Source organism: Mesorhizobium sp. M6A.T.Ce.TU.016.01.1.1 (genome assembly GCF_003997065.1).
Classification (GTDB): Bacteria; Pseudomonadota; Alphaproteobacteria; order Rhizobiales; family Rhizobiaceae; genus Mesorhizobium; species Mesorhizobium mediterraneum.
Map to the genome: position 1 here is coordinate 262,147 of NZ_RZTJ01000006.1, position 23,827 is coordinate 285,973.

The following is a 23,827-nucleotide window of genomic DNA, read 5'->3' on the forward strand; positions in this document are numbered from 1 at the left end:
CGTGACGGCAAATCTCCCCCCTTGAGGGGGAGATGGCCGGCAGGCCAGAGGGGGGCGCCGTAGAGCGCAACTCCGGACAATAATTCTCTTGTCACAATTGCACCGCCTTCCCACTGCGCACGCTCTCGTCGGCGGCAAGGCAGACGGCGAGCGACTTCACCGCGTCGTCCATGTGGCGGGTGAGGTCGAGATCCTCGCGGATCGCCTTGAGCAGAAAGGCCTGTTCGAGATCGCAGAGATCCTGATGGCCGGGCTCACCCTCCATCGACAGCATCTCATCGGCCTTGGCGAACTTGCCGCCCGCCCCGGTCGCGGCACTGTGCAGGCGGATGGTCGAGGTCCTGGTGTGGGTGTTGATGTCGTCGGATTTGACGCCCTCCTTCATGACGATCGACACGCAGCCATTGGGCGAGATCACGTCCTTCACGAAAAAGGCGGTTTCCGAGATCATCGGCCCCCAGCCGGCCTCGTACCAACCGACCGAGCCGTCGTCGAACAGCACCTGCAGGTGCCCGTAATTGTACATCGTGGGCGCAATCTCGTCGCTCAGCCGCAGCCCCATGCCGCGCACCTCGACCGGCCTGGCGTCGGTGATCTGCAGCATCACGTCGAGGTAGTGCACGCCGCAATCGACGATCGGCGACGTCGTCTGCATCAGCTGCTTGTGTGTCTCCCGGCTATGGCCGGAGGATTGCTGGTTGAGATTCATGCGGAACACGTAAGGGCCGCCGAGCTTGCGCGCCTCGGCGATCAGCCTGATCCAGGACGGATGATGGCGCAGGATGTAGCCGATCACCAGTTTTTTGCCGTTGGCCTTGGCTGCCGCAACCACGCGTTTGGCATCCGCCACCGTCGTCGCCAGCGGCTTTTCGACAAAGACATGGCAGCCGGCCTCGAACGCCTTGACCGCATAGTCGGCATGGCTGTCGGAATAGGTGGCGATACAGGCGACATCGGGTTTCTCGTCGCGCAGCGCCTCGTCGAAGGAGCGCCTGATATCATAGCCGGAAAGCCCGGCCGGCAACGGCACGTCCGAGCGGTTGACCAGTGCCGCGATCTGGAACCCCGGATTGGTGTGATAGGCCAGCGCATGGCTGCGGCCCATATTGCCCAGACCGGCGACGACGACGCGAAGAGGTTTTTCCGAATTCACTTGACCGCTCCCGAGGTGATGCCGCGGATCAGTTGCCGCGAGAAGATGACGTAGAGGATCAGCACCGGCATGATCGCCAGCGACAGCGCAGCCAGGATGGCGTTCCAGTTGGTGACGAACTGGCCGAGGAACAGCTGGGCGCCGAGCGTCACCGTCTTGGTCTCCTCCGACGGCGCCAGGATCAGCGGGAACCACAGATCGTTCCAGATCGGGATCATGGTGAAGACGGCGACGGTTGCCATCGATGGCCTGACCAGCGGCAGCACCAGCCGGAAGAAGATGGTGTACTCGGACAGACCGTCGATGCGTCCGGCATTCTTCAGATCGTCGGATACCTGCTTCATGAATTCCGACAGGATGAAGACGGCGAGCGGCAGGCCTTGCGCGGTGTAGACCAGGATCAGCGCCGTCAGCGTGTTGACCAGCCCGCTCGCCACCATCAACTGCAGGATGGCGACGGTGCCGAGGCGAATCGGGATCATGATGCCGAGCGCGAGATAAAGCCCCATCATCGTGTTGCCGCGGAAGCGGTATTCCGACAGCGCGAAGGCCGCCATCGCGCCGAACAGCAGCACGAAGAACAGCGAAGCGACGGTGACGACGAGGCTGTTCTGGAAATAGTGGATGAAATCGCCCTGCCCGATCACGGTGGTGTAGCCGATCAGGTCGAAGGTTTTCGGGGTCGGCGGCGCTAGAGGCGCGCCGAAGATCGCCGCGCGGGATTTAAACGAATTCACGATGACGATGATCACCGGAAACAGGGCAATCACCGTGTAGGTCAACAGCACCGCATGGGCGCCGATGGTGCGGGGCAGGGAATGGGTTGCCGTGCTCATCCCAGAGTCTCCCGATTTTGTGCCAAGGCACCCCCCTCTGTCCTGCCGGACATCTCCCCCTCAAGGGGGGAGATTGGCAGCTCCAGCCTGGCGGCTTCTCTTGCAACGTTGAAAAGTGGCGAAAGCAATGCGGCAGTCCAATCTCCCCCCTTGAGGGGGAGATGGCCGGCAGGCCAGAGGGGGGTGCTCAAGCTCAACATCTCGCCCCCTAAAACTGATACCGACGCAGGCGCGTCTGGACGAGGAAGAGATAGACGCAGACGCCGCCAAGGATGATCAGGAACATCATCGTGGCGATCGCCGCGCCCATGTTGGGATCGCCGACCTGCAACTGGAAACCGAAGAAGGCGCGATAGAGGAAGGTGCCGAGGATATCGGTCGAATAATTCGGCCCGGCCAGCGCGCCTTGCGCGGTATAGATCAGGTCGAAGGCGTTGAAATTGCCGACGAAGGTGAGAATCGAGATGATACCGATCGACGGCAGGATCAGCGGCAGCTTGATCTTCCAGAACTGCGACATGCCGGTGATGCCGTCGCATTCGGCCGCTTCGATCACTTCCTCGGGGATCGACAGCAGCGCGGCGTAGATCAGCATCATCGGGATGCCGACGAACTGCCACACCGAGATCAGGCTGAGCGTGGTCAGCGCATATTGCTCCTTGCCGAGCCACGGCGTGAACAGGCTTTTGAGGCCGACAATATCCATCAGGTTAGGCGCCACGCCCCACAGCGGCGACAGGATCAGCTTCCAGGCGAAGCCGACGATGACGAAGGACAGGATCGTCGGCACGAAGATCGCCGTGCGGTAGAAGGCGGAGAACCTAAGCCGCGGGCTGGACAGCAGTGCGGCCAGCAGGACGCCGATCGGGTTCTGCACGACCATGTGGATGATGAAGAACCAGACGTTGTTGCGCAGGGCGTTCCAGAAATTGACCGACCAGTTGGGATCGCCGAACAGCCTGCGGAAATTTTCGAACCCGACGAAGACCTGGGCCTGCTCGATGTTGCGAAACAGCGAGAGCTGCAGCGTGCCGGCCAGCGGCAGGATCATGATCGCCGTATAGACCAGCACCGCCGGCGCCAGGAAGACGACGATATGCCAGCGGAACGGTCGTTTCGGTGCTGCGGCCATGCGTTCGGTCCCCGCCGATCAGGTTCTTGCAATTGCCGCAAAAAGGCGCGGCGCCTCCCTCCCCCCTCGAGGGGAGGGTGCCTCGCGAAGCGAGGCAGGTGGGGTCGGCCAAGGCAGTGCGCCATCGTGACTTCGACCGTGCCTTTCAGCAACGATGAAGCCGCGGCCTGCCTTTACCGACCCCCTCTGTCGCCTTCGGCGACATCTCCCCCTCGAGGGGGGAGATAGCGCTCGCTCTTACTTGCCAGCCTTATACCAGCTGTCGAGGCCGTCCTGCAGCTTCTTGGCGGCAGCTTCCGGCGTGACGGTGCCGTTGATGACGTTGGCCGATTCAACCCACGTCTCGTTCTCGAGGTTCGGCGTGCCGCGCGACAGGATCTGATAGGTCGAGCGGATCGTCGACTTGCACTTGTCGCGCCAGGAGACGAATTCCTGTGCCAGCGGGTCTTTCATCTTCACCGGGGTGTTGTTCAGGCTGAAGAAGCCCGGCAGCGCGTTGGCGTAGATGGTGGCGAAGTCAGGCGAGGCCACCCATGTCAGGAAGGTCTTGGCCGCATCCGCGTTCTTCGACGCTGCATTGAGGCCCATGCCGATGTCGGTGTGGTCGGAGATGTAGCAGGTGTCGCCGGCCTTCTGCACCGGCGGCGGGAATGCGCCCATCTTGAACTGCGCCTGCGTGTTGAACAGGCCGATTTCCCATGAGCCGGCCGGGTAGATGGCAGCGCGGCCGAGCGTGAACAGGTTCTGGCTGTCCGGATAGGTCTGCGCCTCGAAGCCGTCGCCGAGATAGGGCTTCCACTTGGCCAGCTCTTCATATGGCGCCACCCAGTCCTTGTCGGTCAGCTTCTGTTCGCCCTTGATCAGCGCTGCGCGGCCTTCCTCGCCCTTCCAGTAGTTCGGGCCGATGTTCTGGTAGCCCATGGTCGCGGCTTCCCAAAGGTCCTTGGTTCCCATCGCAATCGGGATGTAGGTGCCGTCGGCTTTGATCTTGTCGAGCGCGGCGTAGAACTCCTCGTTCGTCGTCGGCACCTTGATGCCGAGCTTGTCGAAAGCGTCCTTGTTGTAGATGAAGCCGTGGATGACGGAAGCCATCGGCACGCAGAAGCTCGCCTTGCCGTCGTCGGTCTGCCATGCGGCCTTGGCGACGTCGGAGAAATTCTCCATGCCGGGCAGTGTCGAGATGTCGGCGAGGTTGCCCTTCTTGAAGAGCTCCAGCGACTTGTCGAACGGGCGGCAGGTGATCAGGTCGCCCGCCGAGCCGGCGGCGAGCTTGGCGCCGAGCGCGGCGTCATATTCGGTCGGCGCCGACGGCGCGAACACCACTTTGATGCCCGGGTTCTTGGCCTCGAAAGCCGGGATCAGCTTGTCCTTCCAAATGGCAAGGTCGTCGCCGCGCCAGCTTTCGATGTTGAGCGTTACGTCCTGGGCGTAGGCCATTCCGGCTGAGCCGAGAATGCTGGTGCCGAGAAGAAGTGCCGTCAGTAGATTCGTTGTCATGCTCAGTCTCCCTGTTGACCTTTTTCAGGTTCGGTTTTGAGAACAGGGGCTTTTTGCCCCATGCTCCCCTCAATCACGGAAAGGGCCGGGCGCAGTTTCTGGCCGGTCCCTTCCAGTATCTTCTCGGCCGCACCGGCGCCGGCCGCGCCGGCGGCGAGCAGAATAGCAGTCTTGACGCCGCCGCCGCTCTTCTCGAGCAGGCGCGCCGCATCCTCCTTGTCGCGCCCGCTGATGGCGGCGACGATGCTTGCTGCGCGATCGCGCAGCTTGATGTTGTCGGCCATGAGGTTGACCATGTAGCCGTCATGCACATGGCCAAGATGAATGGCGGCCAGCGTCGAAAGCATGTTGAGCGCAATCTTCTGGGCGGTGCCGGCGCCCATGCGCGTCGAGCCGGCGATCAGCTCGGGCGGCGTTTCGAGCACTATGGCGATGTCGGCCAGCCGAAGCAGCGGCGCATCCTTGTTGTTGGCGATGGCGATGGTTGCCGCACCCCGGCGCCTGGCGTCCTCGATCGCCCTGACGGCATAGGGTGTCGAGCCGCTGGCCGAGACCGCGATCAAGCAGTCGCCCTCGCCGATGCCGGCATTGGCAACCGCCGCCGAGGCTTCGTCGATATTGTCTTCCGGCCCGCCGGCCAATGTCTTGAAGGCATCGTCGCCGCCGGCGATCAGTATGGCGATGCGGTCGCGCTGGATGCCGAAGGTGCCCGGCAGTTCCAGCGCATCGGCCAGCGCCATCAGTCCCGAGCTGCCGGCCGCCGCGTAAGCGAGCTTACCGCCGCTCTTCAGACGGCCGGCGATGATCTCGGCTGCTTTGGCGATGGCGGGAATGGCGCCGCGAACCGCCTTGGCGGCCTCGATCTGCGCATTGGCCAAGGAGGAAAGGATGGCGTCCGGGGCCTGGATGTCCAGCCCCTCGGCATTCTGGTGATGCGCTTCGGTGCGCTTCTCGGCCATACCGTTCCCTCCAATCCACAAAACAATACCAAAAAAATACCACTTGTCCACACGCATTAACGGAATCGTTGCAACCAAATCGGCCTGCCGGCAGAATGCATTGATTTTTCAACAAAATACCGCTTAATCTTTTTGAAACAGAAATTAATCCTTGGCTATTGGTACTTTATTGGTATTATCCACCCGGAGGAGAAATCGCGTGAATTTCGTGCTTGGCATCGATGGCGGAGGCACCAGCTGCAGGGCGGCTCTTGCGACAGCGGGCGGCATGGTCGTCGGCCGCGCCAAGAGCGGCGCCGCCAATATCCGCACCGATCTCACCGGCGCCAGGGCCAACATCGTCGACGCGGCGAGGCAGGCCTTTGTAGCCGCCGGACAAGACCCCGAACTGATCCCGCAAACCCCGGCCATCCTAGGCCTCGCCGGCGCCAATGTCGGAACCTACAGACAGCAACTCGAAGCCATCCTGCCGTTCAGCCAAAGCCGTGTCGAGACCGATGCCGAGATTGCGCTCGAAGGCGCGATCGGCTCCGGCGACGGCGCCATGGCCATCCTCGGCACCGGCACCGCCTATATGGCGCGCAGACAAGGCAAATCGCGCGCCATTGGCGGCTGGGGTTTCCAGGTCGGCGACCAGGGCAGCGGCGCCCGCATCGGCCGCGACCTGCTCGAACAGACGCTCCTCGCCTATGACGGCATCCGCGAAGCGTCGCCGCTGACGCAGGCCATGCTCGCCATCTTCCGTGACAATCCCGAGGATTTGGTCGAGTTCACCACCAATGCCAAGCCCGGCGATTTCGGCGGCTTCGCGCCCAAGGTCTTCGACCATGCCGAAAAAGGCGACGCCGTCGCCAACTGGATCCTGGACAAGGCGGTCGCCGATGTCGAGGCAGCACTTGGCGTCCTCGATCTCGGCGGCGACGATCCGCTGTGCCTGCTCGGCGGGCTGGCGCCGTTTTACGGGCCGCGCCTGTCGTCGCGCTACCGGGCGCTGCTGAAGCCGCCGCTCGACGATGCGCTGGGCGGCGCGGTGCAGATGGCGGTCCGTGTCTTCGCCAAAACGGCGGAGGCAGCGCGATGAGCGAGGCCGCCGACCAGATTTTCGCCACGCTGAAACAGTCCTCGCAAAGCGGCGCGCCACTCTATCTGCAGCTCAGGAAGAGCATCGAGGACGCGGTCAATCGCGGCCTGATCGGGCCGGGCGACGCGCTGCCTTCCGAGCGCGACATCGCCAGCAAGGCCGACATTTCGCGCGTCACCGTGCGCAAGGCGGTGCAGGATCTGGTCAAAGGCGGCATCCTCGTCCAGCGCCACGGCTCCGGCACCTTCGTCGCGCCGCGCATGGAGCGCGTCGAGCAGTCGCTGTCGCGGTTGACCTCATTCACCGAAGACATGGCCCGGCGCGGCATGGTCGTGCGCTCGGCCTGGCTCGACCGCGGCCTCTATGCGCCCTCGCCGGACGAGATGATGGTGCTCGGCCTGTCGTCGAACGAGCTGGTGGCCCGCGTGGCGCGCTTGCGCATCGCCAACGACACGCCGCTGGCGATCGAACGCGCGGCACTGTCGGCCAGCGTGCTGCCGGACCCGGCAGGAATAGGGTCCTCGCTCTACGCTGCGCTGGAAACGACCGGCCTCCGGCCGGTGCGGGCGGTGCAGCGCATTTCGGCCGCCAATCTCGGCGACAGTGACGCGCGCCTGCTCGAAGTGCCGCCCGGGATTGCCGGCCTGCACATCGAGCGTATTTCCTATCTGGCGAGCGGCAAGGTGATCGAATTCACCCGCTCCATCTACAGGGGCGACGCCTATGATTTCGTCGCCGAGCTCCGGCTGAGCGGGCCGGGCGAAGAGGGCCGGCCATGAGCGCAACCAAAACTCATATGCGGCGCGAGATCGAGGAGATCCCGGAGGCCACCGCCCGTCTGCTCGACGGTTCGGGCGTCGTGCTGACCGAGGCCGGGCGTGGCATTCGCGAGCGCGACCCGAACTTCGTCGTAACCGTGGCGCGCGGCTCCTCCGATCATGCCGCCACCTTCATGAAATATGCCGTGGAGCTGACCGCCGGCCTCGCGGTCGCTTCGGTCGGTCCTTCGATCGCCTCGATCTATGGCGCCAAGCTCAAGCTGGCCGGCTCGGCCTGCCTGGCGATCTCGCAATCGGGCAAGAGCCCGGACATCGTCGCCATGGCGCAAAGCGCGAGGGCGGGCGGTTCGCTGACCGTCGCCATCACCAACACCGCCGATTCGCCGCTGGCGAGCGCCTGCGACTACGCGATCGACATACTGGCCGGGCCGGAGCGCAGCGTCGCGGCGACCAAGACCTTCGTCAATTCCGCCGTCGCCGGCCTCGCCTTGATGGCGCACAGCACCGGCGACGACAAGCTTCTGGCAGCACTTGCCCGCCTGCCGGAGCATTTCCGCAAGGCGATCGCCTGCGACTGGATGGCGCTGGCCGGTGCGTTGGAGACGCCGAAATCGCTGTTCATCCTCGGTCGCGGTCCGTCCACGGCGATCGCCAATGAGGCGGCGCTGAAATTCAAGGAAACCTGCGCCATGCATGCCGAGGCCTATAGTGCTGCCGAAGTGATGCATGGCCCGCTGGCGCTGGTCGGGCCCGACTTCCCGGTGCTGGCGCTCGCCGCCCGCGATGCTTCCGAGCCGTCGGTTGCCGAGGCTGCCGACAGCCTGGCGGCCAAAGGCGCGGCCGTCTTCGTGACCTCGGACAAGGCGAAAAGCGCTCAGCACCTGCCGCATGTCGCGACCGGCCATCCGCTGACCGACCCGCTGGCGCTGATCGTGTCCTTCTATGGCTTCGTCGAGGCTTTTGCCCGTCATCGTGGCCTTGACCCCGACACGCCGCCCAATCTGCGCAAGGTGACGGAAACCATATGAGCGATCGTTTTGCCCTGACTGGCGCCCGCATATTCGACGGTGAGGACTGGCATGACAACGCCGCCCTTGTCGTGCGTGACGGCCTTGTCGAGGCCATCGTTACGGCGGGCGCCATTCCGTCCGGCGTCACTCGTATCGAGACTGGCGGCGGCATGCTTGCGCCGGGCTTCGTCGACCTGCAGGTCAATGGCGGCGGCGGCGTCATGCTCAACGATCATCCCGATGTCGCCTCGATCGAGACCATCTGCCGGGCGCACGCGCCGTTCGGCACGACGGCACTGCTGCCGACGCTGATCACCGACACGCCTGAAATCACCGCAGCGGCGGTTGCCGCCGGAGCGCTGGCCGCGCAACAGAAGGTGCCGGGTTTTTTGGGCCTGCATCTCGAAGGCCCGCATCTATCGGTCGCCCGCAAGGGCGCGCATGATCCGGCATTGATCCGGCCGATGACCGACGTCGACCAGGCGATGCTGATAGCAACGCGAACAACTCTGCCGGTGCTGCTGACAACGATCGCGCCTGAATCCGTCGACCCCGCGCGCATTTCGGCGCTCGTTGAGGCCGGCATCGTCGTCAGCCTCGGCCATTCCGATACCGGCTATGCCAAGGCGCGCGGGTTCGCCGATGCCGGCGCAACGGTGGTCACGCATCTGTTCAACGCCATGAGCCAGATCGGCAATCGCGAGCCGGGGCTGGCGGGTGCCGCCATCGATACCGGAACATTGTTTGCCGGCATCATCGCCGACGGCATCCACGTCGATCCCGCCACCATGGCGATTGCCTTGCGCGCCAAGCAGGGGCCGGCAAAAATTTTTCTGGTCACCGACGCCATGGCGACGATCGGTACCGATATGACCTCGTTCACGCTGAACGGCCGCACCATCTACCGCAAGGACGGCAGGCTGACGCTTGCCGACGGGACGCTGGCGGGCGCCGATCTCGACATGATCTCCGCCGTGCGCTTCGTCCACCGCATTGTTGGGCTGGAGCTTTCGGAGGCGCTGCGCATGGCTTCGCTCTATCCAGCGCAGGCGATCGGCCAGTCGCACCGGCTCGGGCGCTTCGCCAACGGCACCGCTGCCGATATTGTTGCGCTGTCGGACGAATTGGACGTCAAGGGCGTCTGGATAGAAGGCGACAAGGTTTTCGGAGCAGGCATCAATTGAACGCAAACCTCTTGCTTCAGCCGGCTTTGGCCGGCGCGTAGAGGTCCTTGTAGGTTTCGCGCAGCAGGTTCTTCTGCACCTTGCCCATCGCGTTGCGCGGCAGCTCGTCGGCGAAGATCACCCGCTTCGGGTGCTTGTATTTCGCCAACCGCCCGGCGATGGCATCGACGATGTCTGCGGCGGTGATGGTCGAGGCCGGCGCGCGCACCACGACCGCGGTGACACCATCGCCGAAATCCGGATGAGCAACGCCGATCACTGCGCTTTCGATGACGCCGGGCAGCGAGTCGACCTCGCTCTCGACCTCCTTCGGATAGATGTTATAGCCGCCGGAAATGATCAGATCCTTGCCGCGCCCGACGATGTGGACATAGCCGTCGGCATCGATCAGGCCGAGATCCCCGGTGATGAAGAAACCGTCGTCACGGAATTCCGCTTTGGTCTTCTCCGGCATGCGCCAATAGCCGGCAAAGACGTTGGGGCCCTTCACCTCGATCATGCCGACCTCGCCCCTGGCAAGTGTTTCGCCGTTCTCGGCGTCGGCGATACGAAGCGCGACGCCAGGCAAGGGAAACCCGACCGTACCGGCACGCCGCTGGCCATCATAGGGGTTCGACGTGTTCATGTTGGTCTCGGTCATGCCGTAGCGCTCGAGGATCGAATGGCCGGTGCGCTCGCGCCAGGCCTTGTGCGTCTCGGCCAGCAGCGGCGCCGAGCCGGAAACGAACAGGCGGATGTTTTTGGCCGCTTGGCGGTTCAAGCCGTCCTGCTGCAGCAGGCGCACATAGAAGGTCGGCACGCCCATCAGCGCGGTGGCGCGCGGCAGCAGCGAGACGATGCGGGCCGGGTCGAATTTGGTTTCGAACAGCATCGAGGCGCCGGCCATCAGGATAACGTTGGTGGCAACGAAGAGGCCATGCGTGTGGAAGATCGGCAGCGCGTGGATCAAGACGTCTGCGGCAGTGAAGCGCCAGTGGTCGACCAGCACGCGCGCATTCGAAGCGAGGTTCTCATAGCTGAGCATGGCGCCCTTCGAGCGGCCGGTCGTTCCCGACGTGTATAGGATCGCCGCAAGATCGTCCGGCCCGCGCACCACATCGTGGAAATCCGAAGACTGCCGCGAGGCCTGATCCATCAACGACCCTTCGCCATTGCCCTCGAGCGTCGCGATGACGGCGCCCGATGACTCCGCCAGGCGGCCGATCTCGGCTGCCCGTGCCGGATCGCAGACGACCAGCCGCGGCTCGGCATCGCCGAAGAAATAGCCGAGTTCGGTCAGCGTATAAGCGGTGTTGAGCGGCAGGAAGACCGCACCGGCGCGTAGGCAGGCGAGATAGAGCAGGACCGCCTGCGGGCTCTTCTCGACCTGGACGGCGACACGGTCGCCGGGTTCGACGCCCAATTGCAGAAGCGCGTGGGCCAGTTGCGCGGACCGCGCCAGCATATCGCCATAGGTGATCGAGCGCCCGTCATCCGTCTCCATCAACAGACGCTCGGGCGCCGGCATGCGAGCGCGGAAGGCGTCGAACAAATGGTTGCTCATATGTCCCTCTTGTCCTCATTCCCCTGAGGTTGCGCCGGAAGCCGCGGCGCGGCCGGCCTCGCCGCCGCTTTTGGCAGCAGACGACGCACGGCGGGTGCGGCCGCCACATCGTTCCTGGCGGCGAACAGCTCGTGGTTCTTCTCGATGTCGTCGAGCTTGTAGCGATAATTGACCATCAGCCCATGCGCCTGACGCAAGGCTCGGGGCGACAGGTCGCCGAAAAGGTCGATGCGCTCCAGCCGTGCGCCATTGCCGAGATGGAACCGGGCGACCGAGTCGATCACCTTGCCGGAAGCGGTGCGGGCTTCGAGGAAATACTGTGCCGCGAGAGGAAGCAGGACCTGGCCCACGCGGTCGCGCGCGGCAGCGTCCGCATGCCAGCCTTCGTCGGCGACGAGGTCCAGCGCCTCAGTGGCGGAGGGACCGGTCTGCTCGGCTAGCCAACGGGCAAAGCCCGGCACCGGGGACAGCGTGACGAAATCGGTCAGGCCGGGAAGGTCGCGGCGCAGATCCTCGACCACCTGCTTGATCAAAAAATTGCCGAAGGAGATGCCGCGCAAGCCCTCCTGGCAGTTGGAGATGGAATAGAATACCGCCGTCGTGGCCTGCCGTGGTTGCACCAGCGGCCGCTCATCGGCAAGCAGCTCGGCGATCGTCGTCGGCATCGCCCGGGTCAGCGCGACCTCGACGAAGATCAGCGGCTCGTCGCCAAGCTGCGGATGGAAGAACGCATAGCAGAGCCGGTCGGCGGGCTCGATCCGGCGGCGCAGATCGTCCCAGGTGTGGATGGCGTGCACCGCCTCGTAGCGGATGATTTTTTCCAGGATGTTGGCCGGCGTCGACCAGTCGATCCGCCGCAGCACCAGGAAGCCGCGGTTGAACCATGACGACAAGAGGTGCGTGAAGTCGGCATCGACGATGGCGAGATCGGGCGACGTGGTCAACCGGGCAAGCAGATCCTCGCGCATGCACACCAGCGTCTCGATGCCGCCGGGCGCCAGGTTCAGGCGGCGCAGAAGCTCCTGCCTGGCCGGCTCGGCGGCGTCGTGCAGGGCAAGTGCCGAGCGATCGTCGGGCGCGTCGCGATAGGCATCCACGGCAGCGGCAAGCCTGACATGATCGGTGCCGAACCGATCGCGCAGCACATGCAGGAAGGCCAGCCGGCCGTCAGCATCAAGGGTGCGCCAGCGATCGAGGATTTCGCGGGCATAGGCGACGCCCGATGCCTCACCCTGGCTGGAAAGAAGACGCGTGCACAGACGCGCCAGGCTGTCGGCCGAGACCGGCTCGTCACCGCGAACGAGGTTCAGCATCATCCGGCCGCGGTCGGCGATGGTGTTCAGCAGATCAGCAAAGAAAGGGCTGCGGTTCATCGATCCAACCGTCGAAGAGGCGCCTGCGGGAGGGTCCGGGCATAAGGATGAGACAGAGAATATGGGACCGCATGTGATGAGCACAAGCGCACCGGCGTCGGACCGGCTGGAGAGACGGCACGTGGCGCCGTCAGCATCAGCGTTAGCCGGCCGCCCGGTCGGCCGCTGTCCGGATCGCCTCGATGTTCGCCCGATAGGCTTCGACGCTACCGCCCTTGAAGATCGCCGCACCGGCGACCAGCACGCTGGCGCCGGCGGCGGTGACCAAAGGTGCGGTTTCGGGCGAGATGCCGCCGTCGATCTCAATCCGGATCGGCCGGTTGCCGATCAGCGCCTTCACCCGCTTCACCTTCTCGACAATCGCCGGAATGAAAGCCTGGCCGCCAAAACCCGGATTGACGCTCATGATCAGGATCAGATCGAGCCGGTCGAGCACATATTCGACAGCCGATTCCGGCGTCCCCGGATTGAGCGACACGCCCGCCTTCTTGCCGAGATTCCTGATCATCTGCAGCGAACGGTCGAGATGCGGCCCGGCCTCGGCGTGCACCGTCATGCCGTCGCAGCCGGCTTCGGCGAAGGCTTCCAGATAAGGATCGGCGGGCGCGATCATCAGATGGCAGTCGAAGAAGGCCTTGGTGCGGTTGCGGATCGCCTTGATCACCGGCGGACCGAAGGTGATGTTGGGCACGAAATGCCCGTCCATGACGTCGAGATGGATCCAGTCGGCGCCGGCAGCCGCCACCGCCTCGACCTCGTCGCCGAGCTTCGAAAAATCCGACGCCAGCACAGATGGCGCGATCAGGGTTTTTTTGCTCATGATCCGGCCTTTCCAGGCGCCCGTGGCTGCGGGCGCATCGTCTGGATCGACTGCTAGACCATGATCCGGAAAAGGGGAAGCCGGTTTGTCCTTGGCGCGATGGCTTCAGATGTCGGCGCCAAGACCCCGCCGGATTGCACCGGCGGGGTTTTGGTGGGTGCGAATGGTTAGTTCAAAATGCTGTTGCGCGCGGGATCCTGCTGCCGGGGAATCCGTTGTTTTTGCCTCGGCACAAACTGCTGCAGGATGTTCGGGTTCAAGAGGTTCGGATTGATCTCCAAGCCCGGCCTTCTGCGGATCGGGGTGCAGTCCGGATACTGTCCGGTTGTCCCAACCGGACAGCGCCGCTTGATGATCGGCTGGCACTGGCCGTCGATCAGCCGTGAGCCAGGCGCACACTCCACCTGCGGCCGGCGGCATGCGCCTCTGATCACCTCGGTCCCGCGCGGGCAGACACAGGCGCCGCGTTTGTTGTGGACCTGGCCGCGGATGGTGCACTGTTCCACCGTCGGCTTTTTGACGATCGGCACGCAGGCTCTGCCCTTCAGTTCCGTCCGTCTCGGGCAGACGCAGTCGCCGTTCTTGGTGCGGATCTGGCCGGGCAGCAGCTTGCATTGCTCCACTACCGGCGGCTTTTTCCGGATCGGCTGGCAGGCGTCGCCCCTTAGCTCCGTCCCTCTCGGGCAGATGCAATCGCCGTCCTGGGTACGGATCTGGCCCGGCAGCAGCTTGCACAGGCGTGCCGGCGGCTCGTCGGTCGACACGCACCTGCGGTTCTCCAGCTCGGTTCCGCGCGGGCAGATACAACGCCCGTCGGAGGTCCGGATCTGGCCCTTGAGCAGCACGCAGCGCTGCGGGTCCTTCGGCTTCGGCATGATGACCGTGCCGCCACCGGACGAGCACTGGCCGTTACGGAAAGTGGTGCCTTCCGGGCAGACACACCGGCCGGCGTCGTTCATGACGAGGCCTGCCGAGCACTTCTTCTGCACCTCACGCTTGATGGTGAAGGGATGGCAGGCATAGGCCTTGCCACGATCGCCCTGCACGTTGGTCGGGTCGCGGGAGAGCACGTCGCCCGCGCCTCGCACCGGCGTGTCGGGGGACAGCACGCCAACGCAGTTCTGGCCGCTGACGGTGCCCTGCAGATTGGCCAGGCGGCCGTCGTCGGGAATGATCACGGTCACTTGGTGAACGTGGCTTTCCCCGGCGCCGAGCGTCAAATTGGCGATGCAGGATGCGGGCAAGGTCGCCGGTTCCGGCGCGCAGCCGAAGGGCGGGTCGATCGAGGTGATCGCAACGCCTTCCAGCCGGCCGAGGCCTTCAACGCCGATCGCATCCCCGATGCGAACCGGACCGGAGAAGGTGCCTTCCCCATCATTCGTGATGGTGATCTCGAACGAGCAGGGCTGGCCGACCCGGCACTCGGCATCGCCGGTCTTTTCGACCCGGATGGTGGCAGGGCCGCCACCCTTGGCGCAGGCCCTGCCGATCGGATAGACGATGTCGTCTCCGGGCGCTGGGCCGTAAGAGCCGCGCGCACAGTTCTCGAATTCGCCGTTCGCAGCAACCGTCACGTCGAAGTGGCGGCTGGTTCCAGGCGTCATCACGGCGCCAGGAATCTGGCACGACAGCGTATTGGCCGGAACCGGTCCGCACGCCCATTCCGCGCCATCAGGGATGACGGTCTGGATCTGGATGGGCGCGCCGCCGGCCACCAGCGTGGCGGCATCGTTGACCCGCACCGGACCGGTGGGGGCCGTGGTGCCGGTGCTGATGACGGTGATGCGGCAGGTGACGGCCGCAGCACCGGCCAGTGCTCCGCCGCACACCTTGGTGATGCGCATGGCCGGCTTTCCGCCATCACGGATGCGTTGCTTGGCGCAGGCCTTGTTGTTGGTGAGGTCGTTCTCACCGGGGATGGCCTTCACTTCGGCGCAGTTCTCGACGGTGTCCGGCCGGTAGCCGGCCGGCGTCACCGCTTCGACGAAGATCGGCGTCGAGGCGCCCGGCGAGAGCACGATGCCGGCATTGTCGCAACGGAACTGGCCGGGGCCGTTCGGCCCGCATGTCCAGGGCGGAGTCGGGCCGAAGGTCGAGGATACCGGCGCGCCGCCCGGATAGGTGTCCGTGACCGTCAGCGGCCCGTCATAGGGGACGCTGCCGTTGTTGATGATGTCGATCACGAAGGTGCAGACACCATCGGCCGTGCAGACCGGGGTGCGCGCACGCTTCTTCAGGATCAGATCGACCTTCTTTTCCACCGGCGGCCGGCAGTCGCGGTCACGGTCGCCACGCCGGCAGATCGGGATCGAGGCGCAGCCGCGGTCGTTTTGCTGGCTGCCGAACAGCGGCTTGCCGCTGGCGCCATAATTATAGGCGGCGCAGTTGCGCAAGACGCGGCCTTGCCAGCCTCCCGCTGGCTTGAAGCCGAGCTTGAGGTCGACAGAGGCACCCGGGTTGAGCGTGGTCACCGGATGGGTGCATGTTATCGGGGTGGCCGCCGGCGCACAGGCCCAGGGCGCATTCGGCCCTGAATCGAGGGTGGAGCCGGCCGGCAAGGTCACTTCGTCGAGAACGATCTTGCCGTGATACGGCCCGTCGCCGACATTGGTGACCCTGATGGTGAAGTCGCAGCCACCGCCCATCGTGCAACGCCGGACATCGGCGCGTTTTTCGACTTTCAGATCCGGTTCCCTGTCCTTGGGCGGGCACCTCTGGTCGCGCGGAATGACGATTTCGATCGTCTGCGTGCAGCACAGGCCCCAGCCCTCCTCCGGGCCGGCGTAGGTTTCGATGCCGGTGACGACGAGGTGGACGACGTCTCCGGGTGAGGCCCCGACGATCTTCCAGTCGAGCACACCGCCGCCCGCCGGCACCAATTGCGTGTCGGGGATGATGGTGATGCCGGGTGTCGTTGTCGAGAGCTGCACCCACTTGCCGCCCATCTCGGGGCCGACCGGCATATGGTAGATGAAGGCGCCGCCACCGGGCACGCAGTCGACCGTGCCTCGTTCGACCTTGAAGCATTCCTTGTCGCCGGGAGGTGGCGGCGGCGGGTTGCACTTGGTCAGGTCGATCTTGATCGAGGTCTTTTCGCCGGTGAGGATGTTGCCGTCGTCCGGCCTGCCCGGGTCCTGCGACGGGATGATGGTCCCGGTGCCGGGTCCGACGGTTAGCTTGATCATGCCCTGATTGTCGATGATCGCCGGCGAGGCAAACGCCGCATGGTCGATCTTGGCCGTGATCTGAAAGGTGATGATGCGCTCGTTCTGGGCGCCGACGCCGTCAAGATCGGAGGGGGAAATCCGGAAATCGGAAACCGTGGCCGTGTCGTTGGGATTTGCCGACGTGCTGATCGAGGCTCCGGGCAGCGGTCCGCCGGACGCATCCGTGCCGTCGCCGGACACATGCACACCGACGATCCGCAGGCCATGCGGAAGCTGGTCCTTGAAGTCGATCTTGGCCTTTTCCAGCGCGGCCGCGAGGCTCGGGCTGGCAAAAGCTTGCGGGTTGCCGCGCAAGCCGAAGCTCAGGGAATATACGACATAGTCGCAGCCTCGTTGCCTGCCTTTCTTGGTGAAGAAAGGCACGACCCGGCCGGGCCGCGGATTGACGATGCGCGGCTCATCGAGGTCGAGCCCGAAATCCGGACTGGCGGTTTCGAGTAGACCGGAATCGGCAGGCTTGTCGATGTCGGCCTGGCTGGTCTGGATCGGAACAAGATCTTCCGCGAAGCCTTGCGCCGGGCTCAGCATGGCGAACGCGATACCGGCCGCCATCAGCCAGCGCGCGCCGCGTCTGGCGAGTGACAGCGGTTTCATGGTCGTCGCGAGCGGGGAAAGTGCTGAAATGCTCATCTTCCCCTCCTCAACGTTCGCAGCTGACGGCTGGGGTTCTGAGCGGCACGGTCATCTTGCAGCAAGGGAAGTAGCCGCCCTTGTCGCGATCGGACTGCCTGTAGAAGCAGAGCCCGACATCGACCGTGTCGCCAGGATAGTGGCCGGTGATGCCGATCGTGTAGGGCGCGCCGGGAGCATGCGAGAGGGGCGACGTCACCCCGACGCCTGATGTCCTGGACAGAGCCTTGATCGAATCGCCGCCAAAGCCGGCATGATCGTGGAGATAGAGTTCGGCCTCGAGACCGGAGGGCGTGCAGAAGTACCTGACATCCTCGACATCGAGGCAAGGAGGCACGCCACCGGGGGGCGGAAAATCAGGCGGATAGAAAGGTGGCAGGTAGCCGCCGCCCGGTATCTGCTCGTAATAGCCGGCACGGCCCTCGCAGGGGTGCCAGACCTCGACGTCGCCGACATGGCCTTCAACCTCAGGGTCTTCGAAATAGCCGTCGAAGTCGACGAACCACGAGCCGAAGGGTGGCACGTTGGCCGGCTTGACCAACGCCGTCGGCGTGATCTGCACGCCGTGCATGGCGAGCGGCCCGCCGCCGGCAAGCTGTTCGGCAAGTTCCGGATTGTCGCGCAATTTGTCGCCGGTGTTGACCAGCGTCTCGGTGCAGACTGATGTGTCGAGATTGCCGTCGGAATCATAACCATACTGCAGGTCGAGGCCGCCGGCCGACTGCCGGTTGTCCTCGGGGAAACCGACCGCATATTCCTGCGGCATTTCCACCCAGATTGATTCCGTCGCCGGATCGTCTGGGTTGTCGCGCCAGTAGCGGATGACCTCGCCTTTGCCGGAATCGGCGAACTGGCTGTAGTCGTAGCGGTTTTCTATCGGGCCGCGCTGGGCTAGGTACATGAAGCCGCCGATATCGAAAGCGATGTCGGTGACGGCGTGGTCCCTGTCGGCCTTGACCGTCAGCTCCCAGCGCGGGTCGCCGGCAAAACTGCCGTCGCGGGCAATGCCCACCGACCAGATCTCGGCCTTTTCACCAACCGAATAATAGAGCCGGCCGCCGTGATAGGCGACGGACCAGACGCGGCGCTCATCCTGCGTGTAGCCCCAGCTGTCGGGGTCTTCGCTGTCGAAGGCAGCGTCCTCGATGTCCATCGCCGAGGCATCGTCGGCAAGCGGGGCCAGCCGGTGCGCCGGGCGCCCGGCAACGCCGTGGTCGAACGTGTCGACCAGGGTGCCGTTGGCGTCGATGCGGTGGATGAGACCGGTGTCGAGATCGCTGGCGAAGAGCTGTCGATGGATATTGTCGAAGCTGATGTCGCCGACGCCGGGACCGCTGTTGGTGTCGATGTCGGCGAATTTGCTCACCTTGCCGGTGATGCCGTCGATCTTCCAGATCGTGCCCGGTCCGCCGCCGTTCTCGGTGCCGAACTGGCCGTCCATGAAGATGGCGCCGGCAGCACCGCGACGCTGCCGCTCCGGGCGACCGTCCGCATCTTCGTCAGATGTGACGATGCGGATACCATGCAGCGAGGTGGCGCCGGCATAGAGGTTCGGAATGCCTGATGGAACGCCGTCGCGGACGCCGTCGTCATAGGTGATGCCGAACACCTGGCCGATCTGCTCGGCTGTCACCTCGAAGGGCGGCGGCGTGAAGACGAGCTGGCCGGAGGCCGGCCCGCCTAGCCTTGAAACGTCGAAAACGCGCAAGGTTGCGCGCGTCGTGTCGATGAAGGTTTCGTCGACGGGATCGACGCCGGGCGGCAAGCCTGCTTCGAAATTGGGCCCCTCTTCGAAATTGGGAATGACAGTGCCGGAAAATCCGGTCACCGCCATCGAGCCCGGATAGATGATCTGCGTTTCCTGCGCCTGGGCGGCACAGCCGAGCCACAGGGTGGTGGCGAGCGCCAGGAATCTACTGGTTGCCGGGAATCCACTGGTTGATTGGATCGCACGGCGCAAGTGGCCAGCACGAGAGCGCACGAACGCGCCGTGGTCGCAAGACATGGAATTCCCCCCGCGGGCGGGAGAAACATCCGGCGTTTCCGCGCAAATCAGGGCAAGGCGCGACGTTCCGGCACGTTTTTCCCTGATCGAATTGTCTGCTTTCCTCGCAGTCACGATACGCCGGCTCTTACGCAGGGTCAACGGAATCAGCGGGAAGCCCAGCGGATCGACCCCATCCCGAAAGCGGTGGTCGCGCTGAGCTCCCGTTGTTCCCGGAGACTGCGGAGCCTCTGGATTTCCAGTCATGGCACTTTCCTTTCCGGGGCCGCACCATGCGGCGCACCTAGGTGTCAGTCGCGAACGAACGCGGAAAGGTTCATGGGAAGCGCTGGACGGCCTGAGCTCCCCGCGCCATGGCCGGAGAACACCCGGCTCGGCCGAGCAAAGGATGTTGGGCGGCCTTGCGCAGAATGCTTGCGCGCCGCGCAGCCTGTTCTTATATACGCGCCAAGCCGTTCGACGCCGGAATGCCGGTTGCCGAAGCGGAATTTCTTGTGAACAGGGGCTTTCGTCGGAACGCCTGTACGGGTCCTGAGAGCCTGCTTAGCGGAGAGACTAGAAAAATGGCAAAAGTAATCGGTATCGATCTGGGGACCACCAACTCCTGCATCGCCATCATGGATGGCAAGGAGTCGAAGGTCATCGAGAATGCGGAAGGCGCGCGCACGACCCCTTCCATCGTCGCCATCAACAGCGATGGCGAGCGCCTGGTCGGCCAGCCGGCCAAGCGCCAGGCGGTCACCAATCCTGAAAACACCATCTTCGCGGTCAAGCGCCTGATCGGCCGCCGCTATGACGACCCGGTGACGGACAAGGACAAGAAGCTTGTCCCCTATAAGATCGTCAAGGGCGACAATGGCGATGCCTGGGTCGAGGCCGGCGGCAAGAAGCAGTCGCCCAGCCAGATCTCGGCAATGATCCTGCAGAAGATGAAGGAAACGGCGGAAGCCTATCTCGGCGAGAAGGTCGAGAAGGCGGTCATCACCGTTCCGGCCTATTTCAACGACGCCCAGCGCCAGGCCACCAAGGATGCCGGCAAGATCGCCGGCCTTGAAGTGCTGCGCATCATCAACGAGCCGACCGCGGCCGCACTTGCCTACGGCCTCGACAAGAAGGAAGGCAAGACCATTGCCGTCTATGACCTTGGCGGCGGCACGTTCGACATTTCCGTGCTCGAAATCGGCGACGGCGTCTTCGAGGTGAAGTCGACCAATGGCGACACCTTCCTTGGCGGCGAAGATTTCGACATGCGTCTGGTCGAATATCTGGCGGCCGAGTTCAAGAAGGAGCAGGGCATCGACCTGCGCAACGACAAGCTCGCCCTTCAGCGCCTCAAGGAAGCCGCCGAAAAGGCCAAGATCGAGCTGTCGTCCACCACGCAGACCGAGATCAACCTGCCCTTTATCACCGCCGATGCCAGCGGCCCCAAGCACCTGACGCTGAAGCTGACGCGAGCGAAGTTCGAGAGCTTGGTCGAGGATCTCGTCCAGCGCACGATCGAGCCCTGCAAGGCAGCGCTGAAGGATGCCAGCCTGAAAGCTGGCGAAATCGACGAGGTCGTCCTGGTTGGCGGCATGACCCGCATGCCCAAGATCCAGGAGATCGTGAAGCAGTTCTTCGGCAAGGAGCCGCACAAGGGCGTCAATCCGGATGAGGTCGTCGCATTGGGCGCCGCTATCCAGGCCGGCGTGCTGCAGGGCGACGTCAAGGACGTGCTGCTGCTCGACGTGACGCCGCTGTCGCTCGGCATTGAGACGCTGGGTGGCGTGTTCACACGGCTGATCGAGCGCAACACGACGATCCCGACCAAGAAGAGCCAGGTGTTCTCGACGGCCGAGGATTCACAGTCGGCCGTGACCATCCGCGTCTTCCAGGGCGAGCGTGAAATGGCCGCCGACAACAAGGCGCTCGGCCAGTTCGACCTGGTCGGCATTCCGCCGGCGCCGCGTGGCGTGCCGCAGATCGAGGTCACTTTCGACATCGATGCCAACGGCATCGTCAACGTCTCGGCCAAGGACAAGGGCACCGGCAAGGAGCACCAGATCCGCATCCAGGCATCCGGCGGCCTTTCGGACGCCGACATCGAGAAGATGGTGAAGGACGCCGAAGCCAATGCCGAGGCCGACAAGAAGCGGCGCGCGCTGGTTGAGGCCCGCAACCAGGCCGAGGCGCTGGTGCATTCCTCGGAGAAGTCGCTGAAGGAATATGGCGAGAAGGTTTCCGAGGCCGACCGCACGGCGATCGCCGATGCGATCGCAGCGCTGAAGACCGCCGCCGAAGGCGACGACGCGGCCGAGATCGAAGCCAAGACCCAGGCGCTCGCCGAAACCTCGATGAAGCTCGGCCAAGCCATGTACGAGGCTTCGCAGAAGGAAGCCGCGGAGGCCGACGCCAAGGCGGATGCCGCCAAGGACAGCGACGTGGTCGATGCCGATTTCGAGGAAATCGACGAGGACGACGACAAGAAGAAGTCGGCCTGAGCCGCCTGACGGCAGATAAAGCGGAAAGCCCGGCGCAAAGCCGGGCTTTTTTGCAACTCTGGTCGAAAAAATACGGGCTTGATCGAAAAAATGCGGGCAAGCCCGCGTCGACACTGGCATCCCGGCCCCATCGCACCTAAATCGGAACAGCGTGCCGGCAAACGACGCAACAAGGCTTCAAGACGTTGAATATCCGGACTGCAGGAAAAGATGAAAGCTGATTTCTACGAAACGCTGGGCGTGCAAAAGGGGGCAGACGAGAAGGAGCTCAAGAGCGCTTTCCGCAAGCTCGCCATGCAGTTCCATCCCGATCGCAATCCCGGCGACCATTCCTGCGAGCACAAGTTCAAGGAAATCAACGAGGCCTACGAGACGCTGAAGGACCCGCAGAAGCGCGCGGCCTACGACCGCTTCGGCCACGCCGCCTTCGAGCAGGGCGGCATGAATGGCGGCGCGCAAGGCTTCGGCGCCGGCGGCTTCGCCGACATCTTCGAGGATATTTTCGGCGACATGATGGGCGGGCGCCAGCGCCGCTCCTCAGGCGGCCGCGAGCGCGGCGCCGACCTGCGCTACAATATGGAAATCACGCTGGAGGAGGCATTCGCCGGCAAGACAGCGCAGATTCACGTGCCAGCGTCGATCTCCTGCACGGAATGCTCCGGCACCGGCGCCAAGCCCGGCACCCAGCCCGTCACCTGCTCGATGTGCAATGGCCACGGCAAGGTGCGCGCCACGCAAGGCTTCTTCTCGATCGAGCGCACCTGCCCGCAATGCCAGGGCCGAGGCCAGACCATCAAGGAGCCGTGCCCGAAATGTGCTGGTCAGGGTCGCGTCACCGAGGAGCGGTCGCTGTCGGTCAACATCCCGGCCGGCATCGAGGACGGCACCCGCATCCGCCTTGCCAATGAGGGCGAGGCCGGCCTGCGCGGCGGCCCGTCGGGCGATCTCTACATTTTCCTTGCGGTCAAGCCGCATGAATTCTTCCAGCGCGACGGCGCCGATCTCTATTGCAAGGTGCCGATCTCGATGACGACGGCCGCCCTTGGCGGCTCCTTCGAGGTGGCGACGCTGGACGGCACCCAGACGAAAGTGAAGGTGCCGGAAGGCACCCAGAACGGCCGTCAGTTCCGCCTCAAGGGCAAGGGCATGCCGGTGCTACGCCAACACAATGTCGGCGATCTCTATATTCAGACCACGGTCGAGACGCCGCAGAACCTTTCCCGCCGCCAGCGCGAGTTGCTGGAGGAATTCGAGCAGCTTTCCTCGAAGGACAATTCGCCCCAGTCGAGCGGCTTTTTTGCCCGCATGAAGGACTTTTTCGAAACCTTCAGCGAGCGCTGATGCCTATTCTCGTCAATCGGGTGTAGAGTGCAATTAAGGCGAAGCTTCCCTAGCGTCATCAACATCTTATACCGGCATCCGCCTTGCCTAGAACCCCGTAGCTGCTAATTAGCCTCTCGGGGGAGCGTTCAGGAGAACTTGCATGGCACATGGTCCCGGACTGCGAAAAGCGCTGGCGGAAAAGTTCGACGACGAGCTGAAGTTCTTCAAGGGCTGGATCGACAAGCCGAAGGCAGTCGGTTCGATCGTGCCGACCAGTTCCATCACGGCCCGCAAGATGGCATCCGTCGTCAACCCGAAGTCGGGCCTGCCGGTGCTCGAAGTCGGACCCGGCACCGGCGTCATCACCAGAGCCATCCTCGCCCAGGGCGTAAAGCCTGAAAATCTCTATGCGGTCGAATATTCCCCCGATTTCGTGCGCCATCTGCGCCGGCTCTATCCCGGCGTCAACGTTATCGAGGGCGACGCCTTCAATCTCGATGCGACGCTTGGCGACAAGAGCAGCCTGACCTTCGATTCGGTCGTCTCCGGCGTCCCACTGCTCAATTTCCCGGTCGCCCAGCGCATCGCCTATGTCGAAAGCCTTCTCGACCGCATCCCGACAGGCCGTCCGATCGTGCAGCTGACCTACGGCCCAATGTCGCCGATCCCGCCTGGCCGCGGCGACTACACGGTTGAGCATTTCCATTTCGTCATCCGCAACATCCCGCCAACGCAGCTGTGGATCTACCGGCGCGCGGCACACTAGCGTCGAAACGCAAATGGCCTAAAATGGGT

General features: G+C 64.2%; 17 protein-coding genes. 7 read left to right on the forward strand and 10 right to left on the reverse strand.

What is annotated here, in order from left to right; genetic code table 11:
- Positions 1-91: 91 nt before the first annotated feature.
- The 5 genes from EOC94_RS14975 to EOC94_RS15000 form a co-directional block, all read right to left on the reverse strand.
- A complete protein-coding gene (locus EOC94_RS14975) occupies positions 92-1,153 on the reverse strand; it encodes a Gfo/Idh/MocA family oxidoreductase (RefSeq protein ID WP_127291396.1) in 1,062 nt (353 codons plus the stop codon).
- Entirely contained in the window at positions 1,150-1,989 is an 840-nt protein-coding gene (locus EOC94_RS14980) for a carbohydrate ABC transporter permease (RefSeq protein ID WP_126104138.1), read from the reverse strand. The genes EOC94_RS14975 and EOC94_RS14980 overlap by 4 nt, the downstream gene beginning before the upstream one ends.
- 208 nt (positions 1,990-2,197) lie before the next feature.
- Positions 2,198-3,121 (reverse strand): sugar ABC transporter permease, encoded by a 924-nt coding sequence (locus EOC94_RS14990; RefSeq protein ID WP_095484643.1) that lies wholly within the window; start codon positions 3,119-3,121, stop codon positions 2,198-2,200.
- A gap of 237 nt (positions 3,122-3,358) precedes the next feature.
- Positions 3,359-4,618: an ABC transporter substrate-binding protein gene (locus EOC94_RS14995; RefSeq protein WP_127291399.1), complete on the reverse strand. Its 1,260-nt coding sequence runs from the start codon at positions 4,616-4,618 to the stop codon at positions 3,359-3,361.
- A gap of 2 nt (positions 4,619-4,620) precedes the next feature.
- Positions 4,621-5,577 (reverse strand): N-acetylmuramic acid 6-phosphate etherase, encoded by a 957-nt coding sequence (locus EOC94_RS15000; RefSeq protein WP_095484645.1) that lies wholly within the window; start codon positions 5,575-5,577, stop codon positions 4,621-4,623.
- 199 nt (positions 5,578-5,776) lie between these two features.
- Between EOC94_RS15000 and EOC94_RS15005 the strand changes: the two genes are divergently transcribed.
- The 4 genes from EOC94_RS15005 to nagA are packed head-to-tail and all read left to right on the forward strand — an operon-like array spanning position 5,777 to position 9,631.
- Entirely contained in the window at positions 5,777-6,658 is an 882-nt protein-coding gene (locus EOC94_RS15005; RefSeq protein ID WP_095484646.1) for an N-acetylglucosamine kinase, read from the forward strand.
- Entirely contained in the window at positions 6,655-7,437 is a 783-nt protein-coding gene (locus EOC94_RS15010; protein WP_095484647.1) for a GntR family transcriptional regulator, read from the forward strand. Before EOC94_RS15005 ends, EOC94_RS15010 begins: the two co-directional genes overlap by 4 nt.
- On the forward strand, positions 7,434-8,465 hold the full coding sequence (locus EOC94_RS15015) for an SIS domain-containing protein (RefSeq protein WP_095484648.1): 1,032 nt from the start codon (positions 7,434-7,436) through the stop codon (positions 8,463-8,465). Before EOC94_RS15010 ends, EOC94_RS15015 begins: the two co-directional genes overlap by 4 nt.
- Positions 8,462-9,631, forward strand: coding sequence for an N-acetylglucosamine-6-phosphate deacetylase (gene nagA / locus EOC94_RS15020; RefSeq protein ID WP_095484649.1), 1,170 nt, complete (start codon positions 8,462-8,464; stop codon positions 9,629-9,631). Before EOC94_RS15015 ends, nagA begins: the two co-directional genes overlap by 4 nt.
- Before the next feature lie 16 nt (positions 9,632-9,647).
- Here nagA and EOC94_RS15025 read toward each other — a convergent pair whose 3' ends face one another.
- From EOC94_RS15025 to EOC94_RS15045, 5 genes are all read right to left on the reverse strand, one after another.
- Positions 9,648-11,174, reverse strand: coding sequence for a malonyl-CoA synthase (locus tag EOC94_RS15025; protein ID WP_127291401.1), 1,527 nt, complete (start codon positions 11,172-11,174; stop codon positions 9,648-9,650).
- Complete coding sequence (locus EOC94_RS15030) at positions 11,171-12,547, reverse strand: malonyl-CoA decarboxylase (protein WP_127291404.1); 1,377 nt, start codon at positions 12,545-12,547, stop codon at positions 11,171-11,173. Before EOC94_RS15030 ends, EOC94_RS15025 begins: the two co-directional genes overlap by 4 nt.
- A gap of 142 nt (positions 12,548-12,689) precedes the next feature.
- On the reverse strand, positions 12,690-13,367 hold the full coding sequence (rpe, locus tag EOC94_RS15035) for a ribulose-phosphate 3-epimerase (RefSeq protein WP_127291407.1): 678 nt from the start codon (positions 13,365-13,367) through the stop codon (positions 12,690-12,692).
- Positions 13,368-13,534: 167 nt separating this feature from the next.
- The gene (locus EOC94_RS15040) at positions 13,535-17,224 is read right to left on the reverse strand and encodes a DUF11 domain-containing protein (protein ID WP_127291410.1); all 3,690 of its coding nucleotides are present in this window, start codon (positions 17,222-17,224) and stop codon (positions 13,535-13,537) included.
- Between the two features lie 10 nt (positions 17,225-17,234).
- On the reverse strand, positions 17,235-19,229 hold the full coding sequence (locus EOC94_RS15045) for a hypothetical protein (protein WP_127291414.1): 1,995 nt from the start codon (positions 19,227-19,229) through the stop codon (positions 17,235-17,237).
- A 563-nt stretch (positions 19,230-19,792) separates the two neighbouring features.
- On the opposite strand from EOC94_RS15045, the gene dnaK reads away from it, so the two are divergent.
- The 3 genes from dnaK (at position 19,793) to pmtA (ending at position 23,798) form a co-directional block, all read left to right on the forward strand.
- A complete protein-coding gene (dnaK, locus tag EOC94_RS15050) occupies positions 19,793-21,709 on the forward strand; it encodes a molecular chaperone DnaK (RefSeq protein WP_126104150.1) in 1,917 nt (638 codons plus the stop codon).
- Positions 21,710-21,919: 210 nt separating this feature from the next.
- Positions 21,920-23,050 (forward strand): molecular chaperone DnaJ, encoded by a 1,131-nt coding sequence (gene dnaJ / locus EOC94_RS15055; protein WP_127291417.1) that lies wholly within the window; start codon positions 21,920-21,922, stop codon positions 23,048-23,050.
- 142 nt (positions 23,051-23,192) lie between these two features.
- Positions 23,193-23,798 carry a phospholipid N-methyltransferase PmtA gene (pmtA, locus tag EOC94_RS15060; RefSeq protein WP_126104151.1) on the forward strand — a complete coding sequence of 202 codons (606 nt, stop codon included), beginning with the start codon at positions 23,193-23,195 and terminating at the stop codon, positions 23,796-23,798.
- Positions 23,799-23,827: the final 29 nt, after the last annotated feature.

Coding starts and splice junctions, on each gene's coding strand:
- EOC94_RS15010 (WP_095484647.1), top strand. CDS start 6,655: ATGAGCGAGGCCGCCGACCAGATTTTCGCCACGCTGAAACAGTCCTCG.
- EOC94_RS15030 (WP_127291404.1), bottom strand. CDS start 12,547: ATGAACCGCAGCCCTTTCTTTGCTGATCTGCTGAACACCATCGCCGAC.
- EOC94_RS15015 (WP_095484648.1), top strand. CDS start 7,434: ATGAGCGCAACCAAAACTCATATGCGGCGCGAGATCGAGGAGATCCCG.
- EOC94_RS15025 (WP_127291401.1), bottom strand. CDS start 11,174: ATGAGCAACCATTTGTTCGACGCCTTCCGCGCTCGCATGCCGGCGCCC.
- dnaK (WP_126104150.1), top strand. CDS start 19,793: ATGGCAAAAGTAATCGGTATCGATCTGGGGACCACCAACTCCTGCATC.
- EOC94_RS15040 (WP_127291410.1), bottom strand. CDS start 17,224: ATGAGCATTTCAGCACTTTCCCCGCTCGCGACGACCATGAAACCGCTG.
- EOC94_RS14990 (WP_095484643.1), bottom strand. CDS start 3,121: ATGGCCGCAGCACCGAAACGACCGTTCCGCTGGCATATCGTCGTCTTC.
- pmtA (WP_126104151.1), top strand. CDS start 23,193: ATGGCACATGGTCCCGGACTGCGAAAAGCGCTGGCGGAAAAGTTCGAC.
- EOC94_RS14980 (WP_126104138.1), bottom strand. CDS start 1,989: ATGAGCACGGCAACCCATTCCCTGCCCCGCACCATCGGCGCCCATGCG.
- EOC94_RS15045 (WP_127291414.1), bottom strand. CDS start 19,229: ATGTCTTGCGACCACGGCGCGTTCGTGCGCTCTCGTGCTGGCCACTTG.
- EOC94_RS14995 (WP_127291399.1), bottom strand. CDS start 4,618: ATGACAACGAATCTACTGACGGCACTTCTTCTCGGCACCAGCATTCTC.
- nagA (WP_095484649.1), top strand. CDS start 8,462: ATGAGCGATCGTTTTGCCCTGACTGGCGCCCGCATATTCGACGGTGAG.
- rpe (WP_127291407.1), bottom strand. CDS start 13,367: ATGAGCAAAAAAACCCTGATCGCGCCATCTGTGCTGGCGTCGGATTTT.
- EOC94_RS15000 (WP_095484645.1), bottom strand. CDS start 5,577: ATGGCCGAGAAGCGCACCGAAGCGCATCACCAGAATGCCGAGGGGCTG.
- dnaJ (WP_127291417.1), top strand. CDS start 21,920: ATGAAAGCTGATTTCTACGAAACGCTGGGCGTGCAAAAGGGGGCAGAC.